The 22527-nt window shown below is 43.5% G+C and carries 17 protein-coding genes; 14 read left to right on the top strand and 3 right to left on the bottom strand.

What is annotated here, in order from left to right; all coding sequences use genetic code 11:
* The first annotated feature begins 186 nt into the window (after window positions 1-186).
* The 3 genes from rimP to infB are packed head-to-tail and all read left to right on the top strand — an operon-like array spanning window position 187 to window position 4636.
* Window positions 187-648, top strand: coding sequence for a ribosome assembly cofactor RimP (gene rimP, locus ACFOWS_RS01450; RefSeq protein WP_379762145.1), 462 nt, complete (start codon window positions 187-189; stop codon window positions 646-648).
* Window positions 649-661: 13 nt separating this feature from the next.
* Window positions 662-1894 (top strand): transcription termination factor NusA, encoded by a 1233-nt coding sequence (nusA, locus tag ACFOWS_RS01445; protein WP_366585036.1) that lies wholly within the window; start codon window positions 662-664, stop codon window positions 1892-1894.
* A 42-nt stretch (window positions 1895-1936) separates the two neighbouring features.
* Complete coding sequence (gene infB, locus ACFOWS_RS01440) at window positions 1937-4636, top strand: translation initiation factor IF-2 (protein ID WP_379762143.1); 2700 nt, start codon at window positions 1937-1939, stop codon at window positions 4634-4636.
* A gap of 52 nt (window positions 4637-4688) precedes the next feature.
* On the opposite strand, the gene ACFOWS_RS01435 is transcribed toward infB, so the two are convergent.
* Window positions 4689-5060 carry an SPOR domain-containing protein gene (locus tag ACFOWS_RS01435; RefSeq protein WP_379762142.1) on the bottom strand — a complete coding sequence of 124 codons (372 nt, stop codon included), beginning with the start codon at window positions 5058-5060 and terminating at the stop codon, window positions 4689-4691.
* Between the two features lie 233 nt (window positions 5061-5293).
* Here ACFOWS_RS01435 and ACFOWS_RS01430 point away from each other — a divergent pair, with 233 nt between their 5' ends.
* The 9 genes from ACFOWS_RS01430 to ACFOWS_RS01390 all read left to right on the top strand — a co-directional run bounded on the left by ACFOWS_RS01430 (window position 5294) and on the right by ACFOWS_RS01390 (window position 17969).
* A complete protein-coding gene (locus ACFOWS_RS01430; protein ID WP_379762141.1) occupies window positions 5294-6670 on the top strand; it encodes a c-type cytochrome in 1377 nt (458 codons plus the stop codon).
* Window positions 6671-6702: 32 nt separating this feature from the next.
* The gene (locus ACFOWS_RS01425) at window positions 6703-9840 is read left to right on the top strand and encodes a TAT-variant-translocated molybdopterin oxidoreductase (protein ID WP_379762140.1); all 3138 of its coding nucleotides are present in this window, start codon (window positions 6703-6705) and stop codon (window positions 9838-9840) included.
* A gap of 31 nt (window positions 9841-9871) precedes the next feature.
* Window positions 9872-11623: an NrfD/PsrC family molybdoenzyme membrane anchor subunit gene (nrfD, locus tag ACFOWS_RS01420; RefSeq protein WP_366585026.1), complete on the top strand. Its 1752-nt coding sequence runs from the start codon at window positions 9872-9874 to the stop codon at window positions 11621-11623.
* Window positions 11624-11625: 2 nt separating this feature from the next.
* Window positions 11626-12153, top strand: a complete 528-nt coding sequence (locus tag ACFOWS_RS01415) for a DUF3341 domain-containing protein (RefSeq protein ID WP_366585024.1) — start codon at window positions 11626-11628, stop codon at window positions 12151-12153.
* A gap of 4 nt (window positions 12154-12157) precedes the next feature.
* Window positions 12158-12727 carry a c-type cytochrome gene (locus ACFOWS_RS01410; RefSeq protein ID WP_366585022.1) on the top strand — a complete coding sequence of 190 codons (570 nt, stop codon included), beginning with the start codon at window positions 12158-12160 and terminating at the stop codon, window positions 12725-12727.
* Between the two features lie 17 nt (window positions 12728-12744).
* Window positions 12745-14094, top strand: a complete 1350-nt coding sequence (locus ACFOWS_RS01405; RefSeq protein ID WP_379762139.1) for a quinol:cytochrome C oxidoreductase — start codon at window positions 12745-12747, stop codon at window positions 14092-14094.
* Between the two features lie 28 nt (window positions 14095-14122).
* Entirely contained in the window at window positions 14123-15163 is a 1041-nt protein-coding gene (locus ACFOWS_RS01400; RefSeq protein ID WP_379762138.1) for a cytochrome c oxidase subunit II, read from the top strand.
* A gap of 42 nt (window positions 15164-15205) precedes the next feature.
* A complete protein-coding gene (locus tag ACFOWS_RS01395) occupies window positions 15206-17020 on the top strand; it encodes a cytochrome c oxidase subunit I (RefSeq protein ID WP_366585016.1) in 1815 nt (604 codons plus the stop codon).
* Between the two features lie 124 nt (window positions 17021-17144).
* A complete protein-coding gene (locus ACFOWS_RS01390) occupies window positions 17145-17969 on the top strand; it encodes a GIN domain-containing protein (RefSeq protein WP_379762137.1) in 825 nt (274 codons plus the stop codon).
* 4 nt (window positions 17970-17973) lie between these two features.
* Here the strand turns inward: ACFOWS_RS01390 and ACFOWS_RS01385 are convergent, their stop codons facing one another.
* Entirely contained in the window at window positions 17974-20238 is a 2265-nt protein-coding gene (locus tag ACFOWS_RS01385; protein ID WP_379762136.1) for an acyl-CoA dehydrogenase family protein, read from the bottom strand.
* A gap of 135 nt (window positions 20239-20373) precedes the next feature.
* Here ACFOWS_RS01385 and ruvB point away from each other — a divergent pair, with 135 nt between their 5' ends.
* A complete protein-coding gene (ruvB, locus tag ACFOWS_RS01380; protein WP_379762135.1) occupies window positions 20374-21396 on the top strand; it encodes a Holliday junction branch migration DNA helicase RuvB in 1023 nt (340 codons plus the stop codon).
* Between the two features lie 5 nt (window positions 21397-21401).
* Here the strand turns inward: ruvB and ACFOWS_RS01375 are convergent, their stop codons facing one another.
* Window positions 21402-21989, bottom strand: a complete 588-nt coding sequence (locus ACFOWS_RS01375; protein WP_379762134.1) for a TetR/AcrR family transcriptional regulator — start codon at window positions 21987-21989, stop codon at window positions 21402-21404.
* Window positions 21990-22062: 73 nt separating this feature from the next.
* Between ACFOWS_RS01375 and ACFOWS_RS01370 the strand changes: the two genes are divergently transcribed.
* Window positions 22063-22515, top strand: coding sequence for a cupin domain-containing protein (locus ACFOWS_RS01370; RefSeq protein ID WP_379762133.1), 453 nt, complete (start codon window positions 22063-22065; stop codon window positions 22513-22515).
* The last annotated feature ends 12 nt before the right edge of the window (window positions 22516-22527 follow it).

Raw genomic sequence — 22527 nt, 5'->3', positions numbered from 1 at the left:
TGAGGTTGAATTAACCCGGATTCTCTAGAGTTTGGCAGTGCATTTTCACTAAAATACTGGGGCAAAATGAGTTTTGTTTGACTTAGGTTGCACATCCTGTATTAATTGTCGTATATTTGCACCACTGAACGGATATAAAAGTATTCATGAGGGGACTTAGGTCCCCTCTTTTATTACTGAATTCTTATGTTTAAGGAGAGAGTGAAGTCGCTGTTAGACAAGGCTTTGGAGGAGCATCCATCGTTGTTTCTGATAGATTTTACGGTGGGCGGAGATAACAACATCAGAGTGATTTTGGATGGGGATACAGGTGTCAATCTTCAGGATTGCATGGACATCAGTAGGGCCATTGAGCACAATTTGGATCGTGAAAAAGAAGACTTTTCCTTGGAAGTCACCTCTGCGGGAGCTACATCGCCACTACTGTTACCGCGTCAGTACCATAAGAATATTGGAAGAAAAATAAAGGTTAGGACAGAGGCTGAGGAATTGGAAGGCACCTTGACCCAGGCTTCGGAAAATAGTATTACCTTGGAGTGGAAGGCCCGTGAGCCCAAACCAGTGGGTAAAGGAAAAGTTACCGTGCAGAAGAAGCAGGAAATTGCATATTCTGACATTCAACAAGCAAAAGTGATATTAAAATTTTAATTGTAGATCAAAAATGGAAAACCTAGCGCTCATCGAATCCTTTTCGGAGTTTAAGGACGATAAGTTTATTGACAGGGTGACCCTTATGGCCATTTTGGAAGATGTGTTCCGAAATGCACTCAAGAAAAAATTTGGTTCCGATGATAACTTTGATATCATCATCAACCCAGATAAAGGGGATTTGGAGATTTGGAGAAACCGTGTGGTGGTCGAAGATGGTGAAGTGGAAGAACCCAATGAAGAAATCTCGTTGTCTGAGGCCAGAAAAATTGAGCCCGATTTTGAAGTGGGCGAAGATGTTTCTGAAGAGGTAAAATTGATAGATTTGGGAAGAAGGGCCATTTTGGCGTTGCGCCAAAACCTGATTTCCAAGATCCATGAGCATGATAATACCACCATCTACAAGCAATTTAAGGACTTGGAAGGTGAGATTTATACAGCTGAGGTACATCATATACGCCATAAGGCTATTATTTTGTTGGATGACGAAGGGAATGAGATCATCCTTCCCAAGGAAAAGCAGATTCCATCTGACTTTTTCCGTAAGGGAGACAACGTTCGAGGTATCATTGAGAGCGTGGAATTGAAAGGAAACAAGCCCGCCATTATCATGTCCCGAACTTCTCCCATTTTCTTGGAGCAATTGTTCTTCCAAGAGATTCCAGAGGTGTTCGATGGTTTGATTACCATTAAAAAAGCTGTTCGTATCCCTGGGGAAAAGGCAAAAGTGGCAGTGGACTCCTATGACGATAGAATTGATCCTGTAGGTGCTTGTGTGGGGATGAAAGGTTCCCGTATCCACGGAATTGTTCGTGAACTCGGTAATGAAAATATTGATGTCATCAACTGGACCAACAATCCGCAATTGATGGTGACACGTGCATTGAGCCCTGCAAGGGTATCGTCTGTGAAATTGAATGATGAGAAAAAAACCGCCCAAGTATACCTAAAGCCAGAGGAAGTTTCCAAGGCTATTGGTAGAGGCGGACATAACATTCGATTGGCGGGTCAATTAACAGGATATGAAATTGATGTGTTCCGTGAAGGCGTTGAGGAAGATGTGGAGTTGACCGAGTTTTCGGATGAAATAGAAAGCTGGGTGATCGATGAATTCAAGAAGATTGGATTGGATACCGCGCGCAGCGTTTTGGAGCAAGATGTGTCTGACTTGGTGAAGCGTACCGATTTGGAAGAGGAAACTATCCAAGAAGTCGTTCGCATCCTCAAGGAAGAGTTTGAAGATTAAACTATATATTAGCAGCGAAATTTAGGGCAAGTAAGACAATTTATGGCAGGAAACCCAACAATACGACTTAATAAAGTTCTCAGGGAATTGAACATTTCACTAGATCGGGCAGTGGACTATCTTACCTCCGTTGGACACGACGTAGAGGCACGCCCCACTACCAAGATTACAGACGAAGTGTATCAAGTCCTGTTGGATGAGTTTCAAACGGATAAGAGTAAAAAGGTAGCTTCCAAAGAAGTTGGTGAAGAAAAACGCAAGGAGAAGGAAGCCATCAGAATCCAGATGGAACAAGAGCAGGAAGAACGCAGGTTGGCACGGGAGAAAAAGAATGCCGAACAACAGGTGATCAAGGCCAAAGCGGAGCTTTCCGGGCCAAAAACTGTTGGCAAAATTGACTTGGATAAGAAAAAAGAAACTCCAAAGGAGGAGGAACCAGAAGAAAAGACCGAAGCCCCTAAGGCCAAGGAACCTGAAACTCCAAAAGCTGAGGCCAAACCCAAAAAGGTAGAGGAACCCAAGGAGTCAAAAAAGGAAGCAAAACCTGAAGAAAAGGAAAGCGAGCCAGAATCTGGAACCATAAAGACCCAATACCAAAAGCTGAGTGGTCCCAAGATTACAGGGGATAAAATTGACCTTACCCAGTTTAACAAGCCCAAAAAGAAGAAAGAGGAGCAGCAAAAATCAAGTGGTGGCTCTTCTGATAGTAGCTCAGATAGAAGGAAGCGTAGAAAACGCATTGTTAAAAGTGGTCCGCAATCTGGAAACGGACGTCCCAATAAAGGTGGTGGCGGCCAAGGAAGAAGAGGACAGCGAGGTTCCGCTCCCAAGGTAGAGCCTACTGAGGAAGAAGTACAAAAGCAAGTGCGCGAAACCTTGGAAAAACTCCAAGGAAAATCCAGTAAGGGTAAAGGCGCAAAATATAGAAGAGAGAAAAGGGATCAGCACCGTCAGCAGACAGAAAAGGACCTGGAGCAACAGGAGCTGGAAAGTAAAATCCTAAAGGTTACCGAGTTTGTTACAGTTAACGAACTTGCCACCATGATGGATGTGTCCTCAACCCAGATTATTTCGGCATGTATGTCCTTGGGTATCATGGTTACCATGAACCAGCGCTTGGATGCAGAAACACTCTCCATTGTTGCTGATGAATTTGGCTATGAAGTGGAATTCATCACCGCAGAAATTGAGGAATCCATTGAGGAGGAGGAAGATGCTCCAGAAGATTTGAAATCGAGGGCGCCGATTGTTACCGTTATGGGACACGTTGACCACGGTAAAACCTCTTTGTTGGATTATATTCGTGAAGAGAATGTAATTGCAGGTGAGAGTGGTGGAATTACCCAACACATCGGAGCATACGGGGTTTCCTTGCCAGATGGTCAAAAAATCACCTTCTTGGATACCCCAGGTCACGAGGCCTTTACGGCGATGCGTGCGCGTGGTGCCCAAATTACGGATATCGCCATTGTGGTGATTGCTGCGGACGATGACATCATGCCCCAGACTAAGGAGGCCATAAGTCACGCCCAAGCCGCTGGAGTTCCCATAGTATTCGCTATCAACAAAGTTGATAAGCAAACGGCTAATCCTGATAAAATCAAAGAAGGTCTTGCTCAAATGAACCTTTTGGTGGAAGATTGGGGTGGAAAAATCCAATCCCATGACATTTCGGCCAAAACTGGACAAGGGGTCAAGGAATTGTTGGAAAAAGTATTGTTGGAAGCCGAGTTGCTGGAACTGCAGGCAAATCCAGATAAGTTGGCTTCAGGTGCCGTAGTGGAGGCCTTTTTGGACAAAGGACGAGGCTATGTGTCCACTATTTTAGTACAAAGCGGAACGTTGAATATTGGAGATTATGTCTTGGCTGGAACCTGTAGTGGTAAAGTTAAGGCAATGCAGGATGAACGTGGAAAGACTGTGAAGAGTGCAGGGCCCTCTACACCTATTTCAATTTTAGGGTTGGATGGAGCGCCCCAGGCTGGGGATAGGTTCCACGTGCTTGAGGATGAGCGTGAAGCCAAGCAGATAGCAGCTAAACGTTCGCAATTGCAACGTGAGCAATCCGTCCGTACACAACGACATATTACACTGGATGAAATCGGTCGAAGAATTGCTTTGGGTGATTTCCAAGAGTTGAATATTATATTGAAAGGTGATGTGGATGGTTCTGTGGAAGCATTGACGGATTCCTTCCAGAAATTGTCCACAGACGAAATTCAGGTGAATATTATCCACAAAGGTGTTGGCGCCATTACAGAATCTGATGTATTGTTGGCCAGCGCTTCAGATGCCATCATCATAGGATTTAACGTAAGGCCAATGGGCAATGCCCGAATGGTAGCTGATAAGGAGGAAATCGATATTAGAATGTACTCCATCATCTATGATGCCATCAACGACCTGAAGGATGCCATGGAAGGGATGCTTTCTCCAGAGATAAAAGAGGAAATTACCGGAACTGCAGAAATTAGGGAGACTTTCAAGATTTCAAAAATTGGAACCATTGCGGGTTGTATGGTCACCAATGGTAAGGTCTTTAGAAATTCGCAAGTACGCTTGATTCGTGACGGTGTGGTAATTTACACTGGGGAATTGGCTTCGTTGAAACGATTTAAGGATGATGTGAAAGAAGTATCCAAAGGATATGATTGTGGACTTCAGATAAAGAATTATAACGATATCAAGGAAGGAGACATTGTGGAAGCCTTCCAAGAAGTTGCGGTCAAGAAAAAGCTGTAATTTTTCAAATACAGGTTGAATATAAAAAATCCCGCAAGTGCGGGATTTTTTATTATTGGGAACTGCTTTCCGGCTTTAAGAGCATGGCATCTGGATATTTTTTCCGGACTTCCAAATACTTTCGTTCCGCTTCCAATTTGGTTCTGAACCTGCCCAATCGAACCCTATAGGTTGGTGATTCAAACTCTATTTTGGAGTACCATCCCGGGAAATCGATGTCCACTTGGTTCTTGAGGTTCTGTGCTTTTTGAAAATTGCCAAAACCTACCTGGATTTGGTAAAATTCTGCCTTGGAATTCGCCTCGGCATATAATTTTACAAGTTGCTCTATTCTGGGGTCCTGCTGTATGGACACGGTACCTTCCTGTGCCGAAAGTTGAAAAGCCAGCCCTGTCAGAAATACAATAAATACGGGTGTTTTCATGGAATTTCGGTGTTTTTTAATTTTATTTTTCACAAATGTAATTCTTTAAGTTCTAAACCAGTGAATCGCCTATTATTTAGAATGCTTATAAATTAGATGTTATCAATACCTTAACATTTCAAAAAATGACTCTATGTCGTACTTTTGTCACCAATTTTGGTAGGTGAAAAGCTATTGCTCTCAATATCAATAGAAAGAATCATACCAAAGATTTCGACAGAAATTTCGATAATATGAAAAAGGTTTTATACCGCCATCTATTTTCTAAAGTTTTAGGTTTTTCTCTTTTACTTTTTTCCGCTTCATTTTATGCTCAAGAGGAAGCTGCCAACGCAACTGCGGAGGATGCTACCCAAGAGGTTGCTGCCGATGCTGCTGGGGGTGACCCGGCGAAGGGAAAACAGATCTTCAATCAAAACTGTGCCGCTTGTCACGCCCTGGACCGTAAAATGACCGGTCCTGCCTTGGCCAATGTGGAGCAACGTCTTTCCGAAGAGGAGGGATTGGACAAAGAATGGCTCTATGCATGGATCAAGAACAGTCCTGGGGTGATTGCTTCAGGAGATGCCTATGCCAATAAAATCTATGCCGAATACAACCAGGCGGCCATGACACCTTTTCCAACCCTGTCCAATCAGGATATTGATGATATTTTGGCCTATACCGCTGCACCGCCATCTGCGCCTGCACAAGCAACTGCTGCGGCAGCTGGAACGGGAGAGGTTGGGGCTGCTTCAGGTGGAATTTCCAACGAAATAATTCTAGGTGCGCTGGCATTGGTGTTTGGTCTGTTGGTAGTGATGTTGATTTTGGTCAATAAGACCTTGCGTCGTATTGCTGAAGCCAATGGGGTAATCCTTGAAAAAGAAAAAGCAGAAAAGCGAGTGCCGTTATGGAAAGCTTTTGCACAAAACCAGTTCTTGGTATTGATGAGTGTCATCTTTCTGTTGCTGGCCAGTGCCTATTTTGCTTACGGGTGGATGATGCAGGTTGGGGTTGATCAAGGATACGCTCCGGTGCAACCCATCCATTTTTCACACAAAATCCACGCAGGAGATAACAGGATTGAATGTAAATACTGTCATTCCTCCGCAAGGGTTTCCAAACATTCCGGCATACCGTCATTGAATGTGTGTATGAACTGCCACAAGTCCATCTATCAATATACTGGAAATCCGGAAGGGCCTTCCGCAGAAGATTTGGCCTCTGGATATACCAATGAATTCTATACCAAAGAAATCAAGAAATTGTACAAAGCTGTTGGATGGGACGAAGAGAACCAGAAATATACCGGCGAGGCACAACCTGTGGAGTGGGTTAGAATCCACAACCTCCCTGATTTTGCCTATTTCAACCACTCACAGCACGTTTCCGTCGCGGGAATTGAGTGCCAGACCTGTCACGGACCCATAGAGGAAATGGAGATTGTGGAGCAGCACTCACCACTGACCATGGGATGGTGTATCAACTGTCACCGTGAAACCAATGTTAAGGTTGCTGGCAATGCATATTATGAAGCTATCCATGCGGAACTATCCAAAAAGTATGGGGTTGAAAATTTGACCGCAGCGATGATGGGTGGTTTGGAATGTGGTAAGTGTCACTATTAAGAATATAAAGAAGATAATCTCAGATATATCGTATGGCATCAAACAAAAAATATTGGAAAAGCGAAGCGGAGTTAAATCCGAACGATTCCATTGTTGAGGCGCTAAGAAATAACGAATTTACAGAACAGATTCCCGTGGATGAGTTCTTGGGCGACAAGGAGAAATTGTCGGCTTCAAATACCAACAGAAGGGATTTCTTAAAATATGTTGGATTCAGTACCGCGGCAGCTACCATGGCAGCTTGTGAAGGTCCTGTTCGTAAATCCATTCCGTATGTGGTGCAGCCAGACAGTATTGTTCCCGGTGTGGCCAATTACTATGCAACCACCATTGCAGATGGGTTTGATTTTGCCAGTATTTTGGTGAAGACCCGTGAAGGTCGACCCATTAAAATCGAAAATAATACCGATGCCAAGATTAATGGAGGGGCCAATGCCCGTGTTCAGGCATCCGTTCTGACGCTGTACGATAGTAAGAGGGTTCAAGGGCCAATGGCCAACGGTGAGCCCATTGAATGGAAAGTATTGGGGGCTACGGTGCGAGCCAAATTGGGAAGTTTAAAAGGAGGCAACAAACAAGTTGTGCTTCTTACCCAGACCTTTGCCAGTCCATCAACAGATAAATTAATTGCCGAGTTCAAAGCGGAATATGGTGAAAATGTAAACCACGTTGTTTACGATGCCATTTCGGAAGATGCTGCCCTAAGTGCTTATAATGCTGCTTATGGTGAGCGTGCTTTGGCTGATTACGATTTCGAAAAAGCGGATGTGATTGTCTCTTTCGGGGCTGATTTCTTGGGAGATTGGCAAGGTGGAGGATATGACAGTGGATATGCCAAAGGACGCGTGCCCAAAAACGGCAAAATGTCCAAGCATATCCAGTTGGAATCTAATATGTCATTGACAGGGGCCAATGCCGATAAGCGTTACCCGATGACCCCAACCCAACAAAAAATTGCTTTGGCCAAATTGTATGGTAAGTTGAATGGAAGCAATGTGGGTGGTGGTACCTCAGATGTTGATGGAGCAGTTGATTATGTAGCTGCCCAAATCAAGAAAGCTGGAAGTAAGGCAGTTGTGGTTTCTGGATTGAATGATGTTCATGCGCAAACTGTTGTATTGGCCATCAACAAATTGTTGGCCAGTGAGGCTTTTGATGCAGAAAATCCAAAATATGTACGTCAAGGGGATGTTGCCAAAGTAACCAAGTTGGTTGCCGATATGAATGCAGGTCGTGTTGGTGCTTTGATCATGGCTGGAGTGAATCCAGTGTACACCCTTCCAAATGCAGATGAATTTGTGTCAGGGCTTGGGCAAGTAGATCTTTCTGTTGCCTTTGCCTTCAACAATGATGAGACTGCGCAAGCATCACAATATGTTGCCGCGGCATCCCACTACTTGGAGTCTTGGGGTGATGCACAATTCAAAAAAGGACAATATAGTTTGATGCAGCCTGCTATCCGGGAATTGTTTGATACCAAGCAATTTCAGTCAGCACTACTGACATGGATGGGCAGTGAAAAAACATACTACGATTACCTGAAAGAAACATGGAGTACCGATATCCTTCAGGGAGGTTCTTGGAACCAAGCACTTCAGGATGGTGTTTTTGTGCCATCCGCAGATGCTCCTGTTGAAGGGGAGGAACAACAACCTATGGTTGCGGCCACTGAGTCCGCCGAAGAGGAAGTTGAGCCAAGCATCGTTCCGATAGCTTCTGCGATACGTTCTTTGGTAAACGCAACAAGTAGCGGAACCGAAATGGTGTTGTACTCCAAAGTGGGTATGGGAGATGGTCGACAAGCCAATAACCCATGGTTGCAAGAATTCCCTGATCCTATTTCTAGGGTTTCTTGGGACAACTATGTAACGGTTTCCAAAGCTGATGCTGAACAATGGGGCGTGGAAAACTTTACCGTGGCAAATGGTGGGGTGAATGGTAGCTATGTGAAGCTTACCGTTGATGGAAAGGTGTTGGATAATGTTCCTGTAATCGTTCAGCCTGGGCAGGCTGTTGGTACTGTTGGACTTTCATTCGGATACGGAAAGAAAGCCGGAATGCAGGATGAAATGGCCACAGGTGTCAATGCATATACATTGTACAAAGATTTCTCCGATGTTCAATCCGTAACAGTTGAAAAGACTGCTGGAGAACACGAGTTTGCTTGTGTGCAACAACAAAAAACACTGATGGGTCGTGGAGATATCATCAAGGAAACTACCTTGGAAATCTTCAATACCAAAGATCATGCAGAATGGAATCCCATGCCGCATGTTTCCTTGAACCATCAAGAAATTCCGGTCACATCTCCAGATGCTGACCTTTGGGAAAGCTTTGACCGTTCTATCGGACACCACTTTAATCTATCCATTGATTTGAACGCTTGTACCGGTTGTGGTGCGTGCGTGATCGCATGTCATGCCGAGAACAACGTTCCCGTGGTTGGAAAACAGGAAATCCGTCGCTCACGAGATATGCACTGGTTGCGTATTGATAGATACTACTCTTCAGAAGATACCTTTGAGCAGGACAATGAGAAGAAAGAGGGCATGGACGGTCTTTGGGGCGATAATGGTTCTTTGGGCGGATTCCGTCAAATGGAAGACCCATCAGCCAATCCCCAAGTGGCTTTCCAGCCGGTTATGTGTCAGCACTGTAACCACGCACCTTGTGAGACCGTTTGTCCGGTTGCGGCTACATCGCACAGTAGGCAAGGTCAAAACCATATGGCTTACAACCGTTGTGTAGGTACAAGATATTGTGCCAACAACTGTCCTTATAAAGTACGTCGATTCAACTGGTTCTTGTACAGCGACAATGATGAGTTCAATTTCAACATGAACAATGATTTGGGCAAGATGGTCATCAACCCAGATGTCAATGTACGATCCAGAGGAGTTATGGAAAAATGCTCCATGTGTATCCAAATGACTCAAAAGACCATCTTGGATGCTAAACGAGATGGAAGGGTTATCAAGGATGGTGAGTTCCAGACTGCTTGTTCAGCGGCATGTAGTAGCGGGGCAATGGTCTTTGGAGACATCAATGATAAGGAGAGCAAGGTAGCCCATTTGAAGGAAGATGATAGAATGTACCACTTGTTGGAGCATGTGGGCACAAAACCCAATGTGTTCTATCATGTTAAGGTAAGAAACACAGACGAGGCTTAATCAATAATAAGAAGTAACTAGAAGATAAATTATGGCGTCGCATTACGAAGCACCTATTCGAAAGCCCTTAGTACTCGGAGATAAAGGATATCACGATGTAACTGTTGATATTGCAGCTCCAGTTGAGGGAAAGGCCAACAAACAATGGTGGATAGTGTTCTCCATTGCTTTGATAGCATTCCTTTGGGGTCTAGGATGTATTATTTATACCATTTCCACAGGTATTGGGGTTTGGGGTCTTAACCGAACCGTGAACTGGGCCTGGGATATTACAAACTTTGTTTGGTGGGTAGGTATTGGTCACGCAGGAACCTTGATTTCGGCGGTATTGTTGCTCTTTAGACAGAAATGGAGAATGGCGATTAACCGTTCCGCAGAGGCAATGACCATCTTCTCAGTTATCCAGGCAGGATTGTTCCCGATCATTCACATGGGTAGACCATGGTTGGCTTATTGGGTACTTCCAGTTCCTAATCAATTTGGTTCCTTGTGGGTAAACTTTAACTCACCCTTGCTTTGGGACGTATTTGCGATTTCAACCTACCTTTCCGTATCCTTGGTATTCTGGTGGACAGGATTGTTGCCTGACTTCGCCATGATTCGTGATAGGGCGGTAAAACCCTTCCAAAAGAAAATATACAGCCTGTTGAGCTTTGGTTGGACAGGTCGCGCCAAAGATTGGCAGCGTTTTGAGGAAGTTTCTTTGGTATTGGCCGGTTTGGCAACACCTTTGGTACTTTCTGTACACACCATCGTATCCTTTGACTTTGCCACATCGGTAATTCCGGGATGGCACACCACCATCTTCCCGCCCTACTTTGTTGCGGGTGCGATTTTCTCCGGATTTGCCATGGTGAACACGCTTTTGATCATTATGCGTAAAGTGTGTAACCTTGAAGCATATATCACTGTACAACATATTGAGTTGATGAACATTGTGATCATGATTACAGGTTCCATCGTAGGATGTGCCTATATCACGGAGTTGTTCATTGCTTGGTATTCGGGAGTAGAATACGAACAATACGCCTTCTTGAACCGTGCTACAGGGCCTTACTGGTGGGCATACTGGTCCATGATGACCTGTAACGTGTTCTCGCCGCAGTTCATGTGGTTCAAAAAATTGCGTACCAGTATCATGTTCTCTTTCTTCATATCTATTGTGGTAAACATAGGAATGTGGTTTGAGCGTTTTGTGATCATCGTAACCTCATTGCACAGGGATTACTTGCCCTCTTCTTGGACCATGTTCTCCCCAACCTTTGTGGATATCGGAATATTTATTGGAACCATAGGATTCTTCTTCGTATTGTTCCTATTGTACTCAAGAACGTTCCCGGTAATTGCACAGGCGGAAGTAAAGTCCATCTTGAAATCATCAGGTGAACGCTATAAGAAATTGAGGGATGCCGGAAAACCATTGTATGAAATGCCCGCAGGTGTCAACAAGGTGGTAAGTCAGAAGGAATCCATCACAGATGATGTGTTGATGGGCGAACCAAAACCCACCGTAGGTGATAAAGTAGGGGTTTCCGAATTGTTGGGCTCCATCGGAACTTTTGATCCAGCAACTGAAACACCTGACGATTTGAAAAAGATAAAAGGTGTAGGTCCTGAAATGGAACGCACTTTGAACGAAATAGGCATATTTACCTATGCCCAGGTCGCCAGAATGACCAAAAAAGAGTATGATTTGTTGGACTCGATAACCGGAAGGTTCCCAGGGCGCGCTCAACGCGACGATTGGGCGGGACAGGCAAAGTTGTTAAACAATAAAAAATAGTTATGGCATCAAAAGTTATACAGGCACTTTACCACGATGACGATGTGTTGATGCATGCCGTAAAGAAAGTGAGGGCAGCGCACCACCATATAGAGGAAGTGTACACACCATTCCCTGTCCACGGTCTAGACAAGGCCATGGGATTGGAAGATACCCGTATCGCAATCACCTCCTTTATGTATGGATGTTTGGGATTGACCGTTGCCATTGTGATGATGAACTACATCATGATCGAGGATTGGCCTCAGGATATTGGTGGTAAGCCCAGCTTTAGCTATTTGGAGAACATGCCTGCCTTTGTGCCGATCATGTTCGAGTTGACGGTTTTCTTTGCAGCTCACTTAATGGTGATTACCTTTTACCTTAGAAGTAAAATGTGGCCCTTTAAAAAAGCGGAAAACCCAGATGTACGTACAACAGATGACCACTTTTTAATGGAAATCGGCGTACACGATAATGAAAAGGAACTAACCGATTTGTTGTGGGAAACAGGTGCGGTGGAAATAAATGTTACAGAAAAGGAGTCTTAAAACTATGAAGCATTTAGGTAAAATAAGTGTTGTCTTGGTCTTGGTACTGTTGGTTGCAGCTTGCGCCGATAAAAACAGTCCCAACTACCAATATATGCCAAACATGTACGAACCCGTAGGATATGAAACCTATCAAGGTGTAGACAATGGGTTGTTCCCCGAAGGAACAGCGGCCATGCTTCCTGTTGAAGGAACCATTTCCAGAGGCTATATGCCCTACGAGTTTGAAAACACGCCAGAAGGTAAAGAGTTGGCACGTTTAAACCCTAGCCCATTGGATTCCTTGGATATGGAGGATAACATGGTAAAAGGTGCCGAATTGTATGCGATTTATTGCGCAGTATGTCACGGACCTAAGGGAGATGGACAGGGCAATTTGGTAAAACGTGAAAAAATATTGGGTGTTCCCAGCTATGCGGATCCAGCACGTAACATTACTGTGGGTACCACATACCATACCATCTATTACGGATTGAATTCCATGGGCTCCTATGCTGCACAATTTGCTAACGAAAAAGAAATGTGGCAGGTGTCCGAATACGTGATGAAATTAAAGGAAGACCTAACAAAATAATTGGATAAGAGTTGATTATGTATACCTTTTCAAACAGACTAAAAATAGGATCTTTCATTGCCATGGGTCTTGGACTTATTTTCTTGGCAATAGGCTTTGTATCCGCACCCTCAACCGTGGAAGAGGCAAAAGCTATTGTGGCAGCCGCCCACGGAGATGGTCATGGTGGAGGTCATGCCGAAGAAGCAGTAAGTCATGGTGAAGACCATGGAGCCCAAGCTGCCCATGGAGCTGAGGCAAGCCATGATGAAGGTCACGATGCCTCCCACGATGAGCATTTGTTGCATCAATTGCAGAACAGACCGTGGGCCGCGTTGTACGTTGCTGCATTCTTCTTCTTTATGATTTCATTGGGGGTACTGGCATTTTATGCCATTCAACGAGCTGCTCAAGCTGGTTGGTCACCTTTGCTGTTTAGAGTAATGGAAGGGATAACTGCGTACATTGTTCCCGGAGGTATAATTGTTTTTGTGATATTGGTACTTTCTGTATTGCACATGAACCACCTGTTTGTTTGGATGGACTCAGAGGTAGTCGCACATGATGAACTGCTGCAAGGAAAAGCGGGCTATTTAAACCCAACCTTCTTTTTAGTTCGTGCTGCAATCTTTTTGGGTGGTTGGATTTTCTACCGTGAATACTCAAGAAAATTGTCCTTAGCACAAGATGAATCCGACGACAACTCCAACTTTGTAAAAAACTTTAGATGGTCTGCCGGTTTCTTGGTATTTTACTTGGTAACCGAGTCCATGATGTCTTGGGATTGGATTATGAGTTTAGACCCCCACTGGTTTAGTACCTTATTTGGATGGTACGTGTTCGCTAGCATGTTCGTATCGGGTATTACTGTAATAGCCATGGTGAGCATCTATCTGAAATCAAGAGGGTATTTGGAAGTGGTAAACGATAGCCATATTCATGATTTGGCCAAATTCATGTTCGGTATCAGTATTTTCTGGACCTATTTGTGGTTCTCGCAATTCATGCTGATTTGGTATGCTGATATCCCTGAAGAAGTTACCTACTATATCGCCCGTTTCCAAGACTATAAACTGCCGTTCTTTGGTATGTTGGTCATGAACTTTGTGTTCCCATTGTTGGTGTTGATGAACAGCGATTACAAGCGGGTGAACTGGTTTGTGGTAATGGCTGGTATTGTGGTATTGGCGGGACATTATTTGGATGTTTTCAATATGGTGATGCCTGCTACAGTAGGAGATCAATGGTATATAGGATTACCTGAAATAGGTGGGATTTTGTTCTTTGGTGGACTCTTTGTGTACTGGGTGTTCAATACCCTAACAAAGGCTCCATTGTTACCAAAAAGAAACCCATTTATTGAAGAAAGTAGACATTTTCATTATTAATACGATTTAAGTCTTAGATAGATACACGATGACTGCATTATTAACTTTGACTGTTTTAGTACTGGTGGCGATTGCAATTTGGCAAATGACCAAAATCTTCGAATTGTCCCAACTCAAAACAGAGCACACTGAGGTAGCAACTGACAATGACAATAAGAATAATGGCTATCTTATGTTTGGATTCCTCGTATTCATCTACGGAATCACCATATTTAGTTTTGCAAAATATACAAAAATGCTGTTGCCAGAAGCGGCATCAGAACATGGAGGTGAGTATGATCAATTGATGTGGGTATCCTTTGCCATTATTTTCTTTGTTCAGTTCATCACCCAAGCTCTATTGCACTACTTTGCCTACAAATACAGAGGTGAAAAAGGGAAGAAAGCACTTTTCTTTGCCGATAACGACCGTTTGGAATTTATTTGGACCATTATTCCTGTGATTGTATTGGCAGGGTTGATTCTGTGGGGATTGTACACGTGGTCTAACATTATGGATGTTAACGATGAAGATGACCCCATCATCATTGAACTATATGCGCAGCAGTTTAATTGGACGGCCCGTTATGCTGGTGATGATAATGTTTTAGGTGATGCCAGTGTACGTTTGATTGATATTGACAAAGCCAATGTTTTGGGATTGGATGAATCCGACCCTAATGGTGAGGACGACGTCATTGTAAAAGAACTGCATTTGCCTGTAGGAAGAAAAGTGAATTTTAAAATGCGTTCCCAGGACGTATTGCACTCCGCCTACATGCCCCACTTTAGAGCGCAAATGAACTGTGTTCCCGGTATGATTACACAATTTTCATTTACACCCACCATCACCACGGAAGAAATGAGATTGAATCCAGATGTTGTGGATAAAGTCAAAAGAACCAATGCCATTAGAGCTGAAAATGCACAAGAGCCTTGGGAATTTGATTACGTGTTACTTTGTAACAAGATTTGTGGAACATCACACTACAATATGCAAATGCGGATAGTGGTGGAGACTGAGGAGGAATTCAACAATTGGATGGCGGAGCAAACTACCTTCAAGGCGAGCATGGCACCCGCAGAATAATATTAGGCTAGGAAAAGAACCAAAATAAATTTAAAAGAGATTATGTCAGCTACTGGACACGAACACGGACACGACGATCACGGGCATCATCATAAGGAGACCTTTATCACGAAGTATATCTTCAGTCAAGATCACAAGATGATATCCAAGCAGTACCTTATTACGGGTCTTATTATGGGATTCATTGGTATTGCAATGTCATTGTTGTTTAGAATGCAATTGGCCTGGCCAGGGGAATCGTTCCCAATTTTTGAAGCCTTGCTTGGAAAATGGGCCCCCGATGGTGTTATGGATGCCGATATCTATTTGGCATTGGTGACCATTCACGGTACCATTATGGTGTTCTTTGTATTGACGGCCGGATTGAGTGGTACCTTTAGTAACCTGTTGATTCCGTTGCAGATTGGGGCACGGGATATGGCATCAGGCTTTTTGAACATGGTGTCCTATTGGTTGTTTTTCTTGTCTTCGGTAATCATGGTGATTTCTTTGTTCGTTGAAGCAGGACCAGCCGCCGCAGGATGGACCATTTATCCTCCATTGAGTGCACTGCCCATGGCTCAACCTGGTTCTGGGGCCGGTATGACCCTTTGGTTGGTATCCATGGCCATATTCATTGCATCTTCATTATTGGGCTCTTTGAATTACATCGTAACCGTAATTAATCTAAGGACAAAAGGAATGTCAATGACCCGTTTGCCATTGACCATCTGGGCCTTCTTTATTACCGCTGTAATTGGTGTGATTTCATTCCCAGTTTTACTTTCTGCAGCCTTGTTGTTGATTATGGACAGAAGCTTTGGAACATCATTCTTCCTATCCGATATCTTTATCCAAGGAGAAGTATTGCATTATCAAGGCGGTTCGCCCGTATTGTACGAGCACTTGTTCTGGTTCTTGGGTCACCCCGAGGTATACATCGTATTATTGCCGGCATTGGGAATTACTTCCGAAGTAATGTCCACCAACGCACGTAAGCCCATCTTTGGATATAGGGCGATGGTTGCCTCTATTTTGGCAATTGCCTTCCTATCCACCATTGTATGGGGCCACCACATGTTTATCTCCGGTATGAATCCATTCTTAGGCTCTGTATTTACGTTTACAACCCTTTTGATTGCAATTCCATCGGCAGTAAAAGCATTTAACTATATCACCACACTCTGGAAAGGTAATCTGCAATTGAATCCGGGGATGCTATTTTCCATTGGGTTGGTTTCTACCTTTATTTCAGGAGGTTTAACCGGAATTATTTTGGGTGACAGCACATTGGATATCAACGTTCACGATACCTATTTTGTAGTGGCCCACTTCCATTTGGTAATGGGTATTTCGGCATTGTACGGACTATTTGCAGGGGTATACCATTGGTTCCCTAAAATGTTCCAAGGTAGAATGATGAACAAGAACTTAGGGTACGTGCACTTTTGGATTACTGCAATTTGTGCCTATGGGGTATTCTTCCCAATGCACTTTGTGGGAATGGCAGGAGTACCGAGACGTTACTACCAAAACACGGCTTTCCCAATGTTTGATGAGTTGACCAACGTTCAGGTATTGATGACAGTATTCGCTATCATCGCTGGATTGGCGCAATTGGTGTTCGTATACAATTTTATCTCCAGTATTTTCTACGGAAAAAGAGGTCCTTTGAACCCATGGAGCTCCAATACCTTGGAGTGGACAGCGCCACAAGAGCACATCCATGGTAACTGGCCCGGTGAGATTCCACACGTATACCGATGGGCCTATGATTACAGTAAGACCTATGAAAATGGAGAGTACATTATTGCGGGACAAGATTTTGTGCCACAGAACGTGCCTTTGCAAGAAAACGAAGAAGAGCTCAATCATTAACGAGTTTCTGTTAAAAATATTCGGCCCATCCTTCAGGATGGGCTTTTTTTTGGCATCTGGTTGAATCACAATAGTTAGCAGTATTTGTAATATCTTTAATGCACTATACCCCAAAAAAATAATCGTGAAAAAAATACTTGTAGTTGCCCTGCTCATTGTTCCCATAATCGTAATGGCGCAACGTAAACCCAGAATAAAAGGAAGTCGTATTGTAACCGAGGTCAACGAGGAACTGCCACCCTTTAATGCTATAGTTTTAAATGATAATTTGGATATTGTTCTAAAGAAATCCTTTGGGCCGGGTTATGAGATTGTGGCCGATGATAACCTAATCGACATCCTCAAATTTGAGGTGCAGGATGGCACCTTGGTCATTAGTTCCTATTATGATGTTACTGCAAAAAAGCAGCTCGATATCACCGTGACCTATACAGAACTTAGGGCAATTTCCATAAAAGATGGGAGTGTTAGCTCATCGGACATCATTGAAAGTGATGAGCTTTTTGTGGATGGATTCAACAACACCAAGTTGGATATCAAAGCCAGTGCATCAGTAATGGATATTAATTTGGAGGATACCAGTCATGGCGATTTTAATGTGGATGTAGATTCGCTTAACATTACCATTGGGAATAGGGCTGATGCTTACATCTATGCCGTAAACGGAACCAGTTTGGTAGACTTGGACGAAAACGCAGCCTTGACTTTTGAAGGAACATCAAACACAATTCAGGCACGCTTGGTTGGTAATTCAAAATACAAAGGAGAGGCCATGGAGGTTGGAACGGCTAAGGCAACCTTGGAAGAAGATGCCACCGCCGACATTTATGCACATGGCGATTTTGAACTGAGTGCCAAAGGAAGAACTAGAGTTTATTTGTATGGTGCACCCAAGATCACGATTATGGAGTTTTCGGGTACTGCCCAACTCATCAAAAAGGACGACTGACGCATTATTTTACGATGGGAGCGGTAAGGCAATGCTCTGGAATCCCAAAGCCATCCACTAAAACCTCTATATGGGGACGCAATTCTGTAGATAACCGTTCCACACGCTGCCGAATGGCCTTGGATTTGGTTCCACCGATATAACCCTGTTCCAAATACCATCGCGCATTCGTATGAATTTCATGTAATGCATAGAGTGCTCCCAATTTTTCCAGAAGACCCCTGTATTCCTCATCCTGAACACTGGTGCAAAAATCACTGAATATTTGATAGGCCAGTTCCACACTATAGGCCTTTCCCAAAGCCAGCAAATGCGTCTGCACTTTTAAAAAAGCTTGATAGGATGGCATCCCTTTTTTAATGTAACCACGAATTCGCATAGCCAAAGTGTAGGTCAAGCGTCGCGTTCTGTAATTAAAAGCATGTTTGTGAAACTTTGGATTGTACAAATGCTCCGCATCCACTTTATTGGAATATAGTGGGTTGATGGCTGTTAACTTATCCGAGAGCTGTGTTTGTAGCAATTTAAGCACCGATGCAAACCCAGCACTGTTGAACTCTGCTTTAAAATCAGATAGAACACCTTTGGCCGCCAATTGTAGTAATACGGTATTGTCACCTTCAAAAGTGGTAAAAATATCCACATCGCCTTTGAGGTCTGCTATTCGATTTTCCAATAAGTATCCTTTTCCGCCACAAGCTTCGCGGCATTCTTGAATGGTCTCATTGGCAAACCACGTGATAACCGATTTCAATCCCGCCACTTGGGTTTCAATTTGCCGTTTATCAGGCTGTGATTCGTCACTATACCTTTTCATCATTTCCTCCAAAGTGACGTGGTACACATAAGCACTGGCTACGGCAGGGGTCAATCGCAGTTGATGTGTGGGGTAGTCCATAATCAAATCCTCTTGGACCTTAACGCTGTCATTGAACTGTCTCCTGTTCAAAGCGTATTTTACGGCAATGGCCAAAGCCATCTTTGAACCGCCAAGCGCACCTCGCGCTACGCAAATACGACCACCCACCAAGGTGCCCAGCATGGTAAAAAAGCGTTTGCTAGGATTTTTAATGGAAGAATGGTAAGTGCCATCAGACTTGATTTCCCCATACTTGTCCAAAAGGTTCTCTCGAGGTACTGTAACATTGTTGAACCAAATTTTCCCATTATCTACCCCATTTAGGCCAAGCTTATAACCATTGTCTTCTACCGTAATACCTTCAAGCAGTTCGTGCTTTTCATTTCGTAAGGGAACCAGAACGGCATGCACTCCTTCGTTTTTTCCATTAACAATCAGTTGGGCAAATACCGTAGCTATCTTGGAATGTAGCGCATTACCAATGTATTCCTTATTGTCATTTTTCCCTGGAGTATCAATTACGATGGAATCTGTGGTTGGGTCATATGTAGCGGTAGTTTTGATTCCGCGCACATTGGAACCATGCCCGGTCTCGGTCATGGCAAAACAGCCCAGTAAATTTGTGGTTCCTGCATCGGATAAGTATTGGTCATGGTGTTTTTTGGTTCCTAATTTTTGAATACTGCCTCCAAAAAGTCCAAATTGCACCCCGAATTTTACGGCCAGACTGCCTTCAACAAACATTAAGTGTTCAAAAATGGAGGCATAGGCCGGCATGTTTCCCGTTCCGCCATATTCTGAGGGGTACGCTAGGGCACCATATCCCTTTTGGCCTAAAACTTCAACCTGTTTTAAAACCTTGCCCCGGAATTCCGCTTTGTCCCTTCGGATGTCCCATTTAAAAATGGATTGGTCCAAGAAGTTTCGGAATTCATCTACCACCAAAGAATGTGGTCCCTTCAAAAGATTGTCCAATACGTTGGCATCATATTGGTCTGAAGTTTTTTCATGCACCACTTCAACTTCAAACAAATGATTGTAATGGTTGGGCTGAATTCCCAAGTTAATCTCGATATGCTTTAAATGCTCATTAAAACCCAATGTATCCGAATGCGTATTCACCAATCGCTGACTAAGAGAGGTCAGAGGATAGGTGTCACTCTCAATAAGTTTCACCCCAGAAGTGGCAATGCTTTGTTTCCACGTTTTTAACTCTTCATCCGAAGGTGGATTTTCACGAATAAGCCAAAGTTTAAGTTGCTCTTTTTCACTGGGGTCAAGGGAAGAGTCCTTCTCAATGGTATTTTCAACAACGGAAATTTCTGAAGTTGATAAGAGGTCATCGGACCAAATAACATAGAAAAAAGGAATGTATTGTAAAATTCCAAGGGAATAATCTGTAGTAACCATAATTTGAGCGTTGAGGCAAGGCCTATTATTTCAGAATAACTAAGGTAAGGCTTAGAATATTAAGATGTGCATGCAAGCTCATTTTAGGTGAAATGGTTTTAGGCTGATTGGGTTTTCAACTATATTTGTTAAGAGATGAATGAACATTTAGACCCGACTGCTGAAAATTTTTCCCAAGAAGAGCTAGACATTGAAAGAGCGCTCAGACCCATCACGTTTGAAGATTTTACGGGTCAGGCACAGGTATTGGAAAACCTGAAAGTATTTGTTGAGGCCGCCAATTTGCGTGGAGAAGCCCTAGACCATACGCTATTTCATGGCCCTCCGGGATTGGGAAAAACTACCTTGGCCCACATTTTGGCCAATGAGTTGGGAGTGGGCATAAAAGTGACCTCGGGCCCAGTGTTGGACAAACCCGGTGATTTGGCGGGGTTGTTGACAAACCTTGAAGAACGGGATGTTCTCTTCATTGATGAAATCCATCGGCTGAGCCCCATTGTGGAAGAGTATCTCTACTCTGCCATGGAGGATTATAAAATTGATATCATGATTGAGACGGGCCCCAATGCCAGAACGGTGCAGATAAACCTTAGTCCGTTTACATTGATAGGTGCCACAACACGCTCTGGATTGCTAACCGCACCCATGCGAGCTAGGTTTGGCATTCAAAGTCGGTTGGAATACTATAACACTGAACTACTTTCTACCATCGTGGAGCGAAGTGCAGAAATCTTAAAAGTGCCGATCAGTCAAGATGCAGCAATAGAAATTGCCGGGCGGAGCAGAGGCACTCCAAGAATTTGTAATGCCTTGTTGAGAAGGGTACGGGATTTTGCCCAGATTAAGGGTAATGGAAGTATAGACTTGGATATTTCCCAATTTGGACTGAAAGCGTTGAATGTGGATGCCCATGGTCTGGATGAAATGGACAATAAAATCCTCACCACTATTATTGATAAATTCAAAGGAGGGCCTGTGGGAATTACAACCTTGGCCACGGCGGTTTCGGAAAGTGCTGAAACCATCGAAGAGGTCTACGAGCCTTTTCTAATTCAACAAGGGTTTATTATGCGCACCCCAAGAGGGCGTGAAGTCACCGAATTGGCTTATAAACATTTGGGGAGGATTAAGGGCGGTACACAAGGAGGGTTGTTCTAATGGTATCAACTCTGGCATCCCTTAACTATCATCTTTAATCCCCATTGCAACGTTTCTATAGATTCTTTGGTGCTTAGGTCACACACATCCTTAGTTGCTATGATGGATTCAATGCCCATTAATACCACTGCAATATTCATCAACTTTTTCTTTTTTTGTGAATCAAGGTCTATAGTGCTGGAAGCAAAATAGTCCCTAACTACGGAAATTCTATTTTGTCCCCTTTGTTTTGGGTTGGATGAAGCAAGGACAGCAACTAAAAACTTTCTGGAGGTATTTTCATTGTCGAGAACAAACTTTAAATAAGCTTTTTGAAATCCAAGCATGGCGTCCTGTAGAGAGTTGTTTCTAAACTGCTCTATTAAATCTGTTGGGTCGGGTACATTAAGTTGTAGAAGCAATTCAGTGGAAAGCGCATCAATATTCGTATAATATCTATAAATGGTGGCGCGCGAAATACCTGCTTGTTCGGCTATATTTTCCATGGTGAGCTCTTGCTCCATTTCTAAAAGTTGTTGGGCGGCCAAAAGTATTCTTCTTCGGGTCTCCTGTTTCTGATTTTTACGCCCCGACTGTAAATGTTCATTTTTCATGAGACAAATATCTCATAAAATTTTGAACAGTAAAAATTTATGAATATGTTTGTGAGGCAAAAATCTCATGAAAATGAAAAGCACTAGTTCAAAATGGGTTTTGGGACAAAAAGTAACCATACACCCAACAACAGGTGATTATGATATGGTGGTCTGCGAAACTCCAGCAGGGGCGCAAGGACCTCCACCACACATACACAATCAATATAAAGAAGCTTTTTTGGTGATTGAAGGGGAGTTGGAGTTCTTTGTGGATGGTAAGATTCAAGTCTGCAAAGCAGGCGAGTCGATGGATGTTCCGCCGGGAACCCTTCACACCTTTAGTAATAAAAAAGACCAACCATGTACTTGGGTAAATATTCACAGTCCAAAGGGGTTTTCATCCTTTTTTGAAACCTTTGGTATTTCAGAGAGTGAAACCAATGCTGTTGAGAAGTCGGTACATCCCGAAATTATCCATAAAGTTCTGGCCACCGCGAAGGAGTACGATATGTTGATTCCTCCACCTTCCATGAATAAATCATAGCCTTTTGTATCT

The organism is Flagellimonas marina, assembly GCF_042651185.1.
GTDB lineage: Bacteria > Bacteroidota > Bacteroidia > Flavobacteriales > Flavobacteriaceae > Flagellimonas > Flagellimonas marina.
This window is presented reverse-complemented; position numbering and strand designations above follow the sequence as displayed.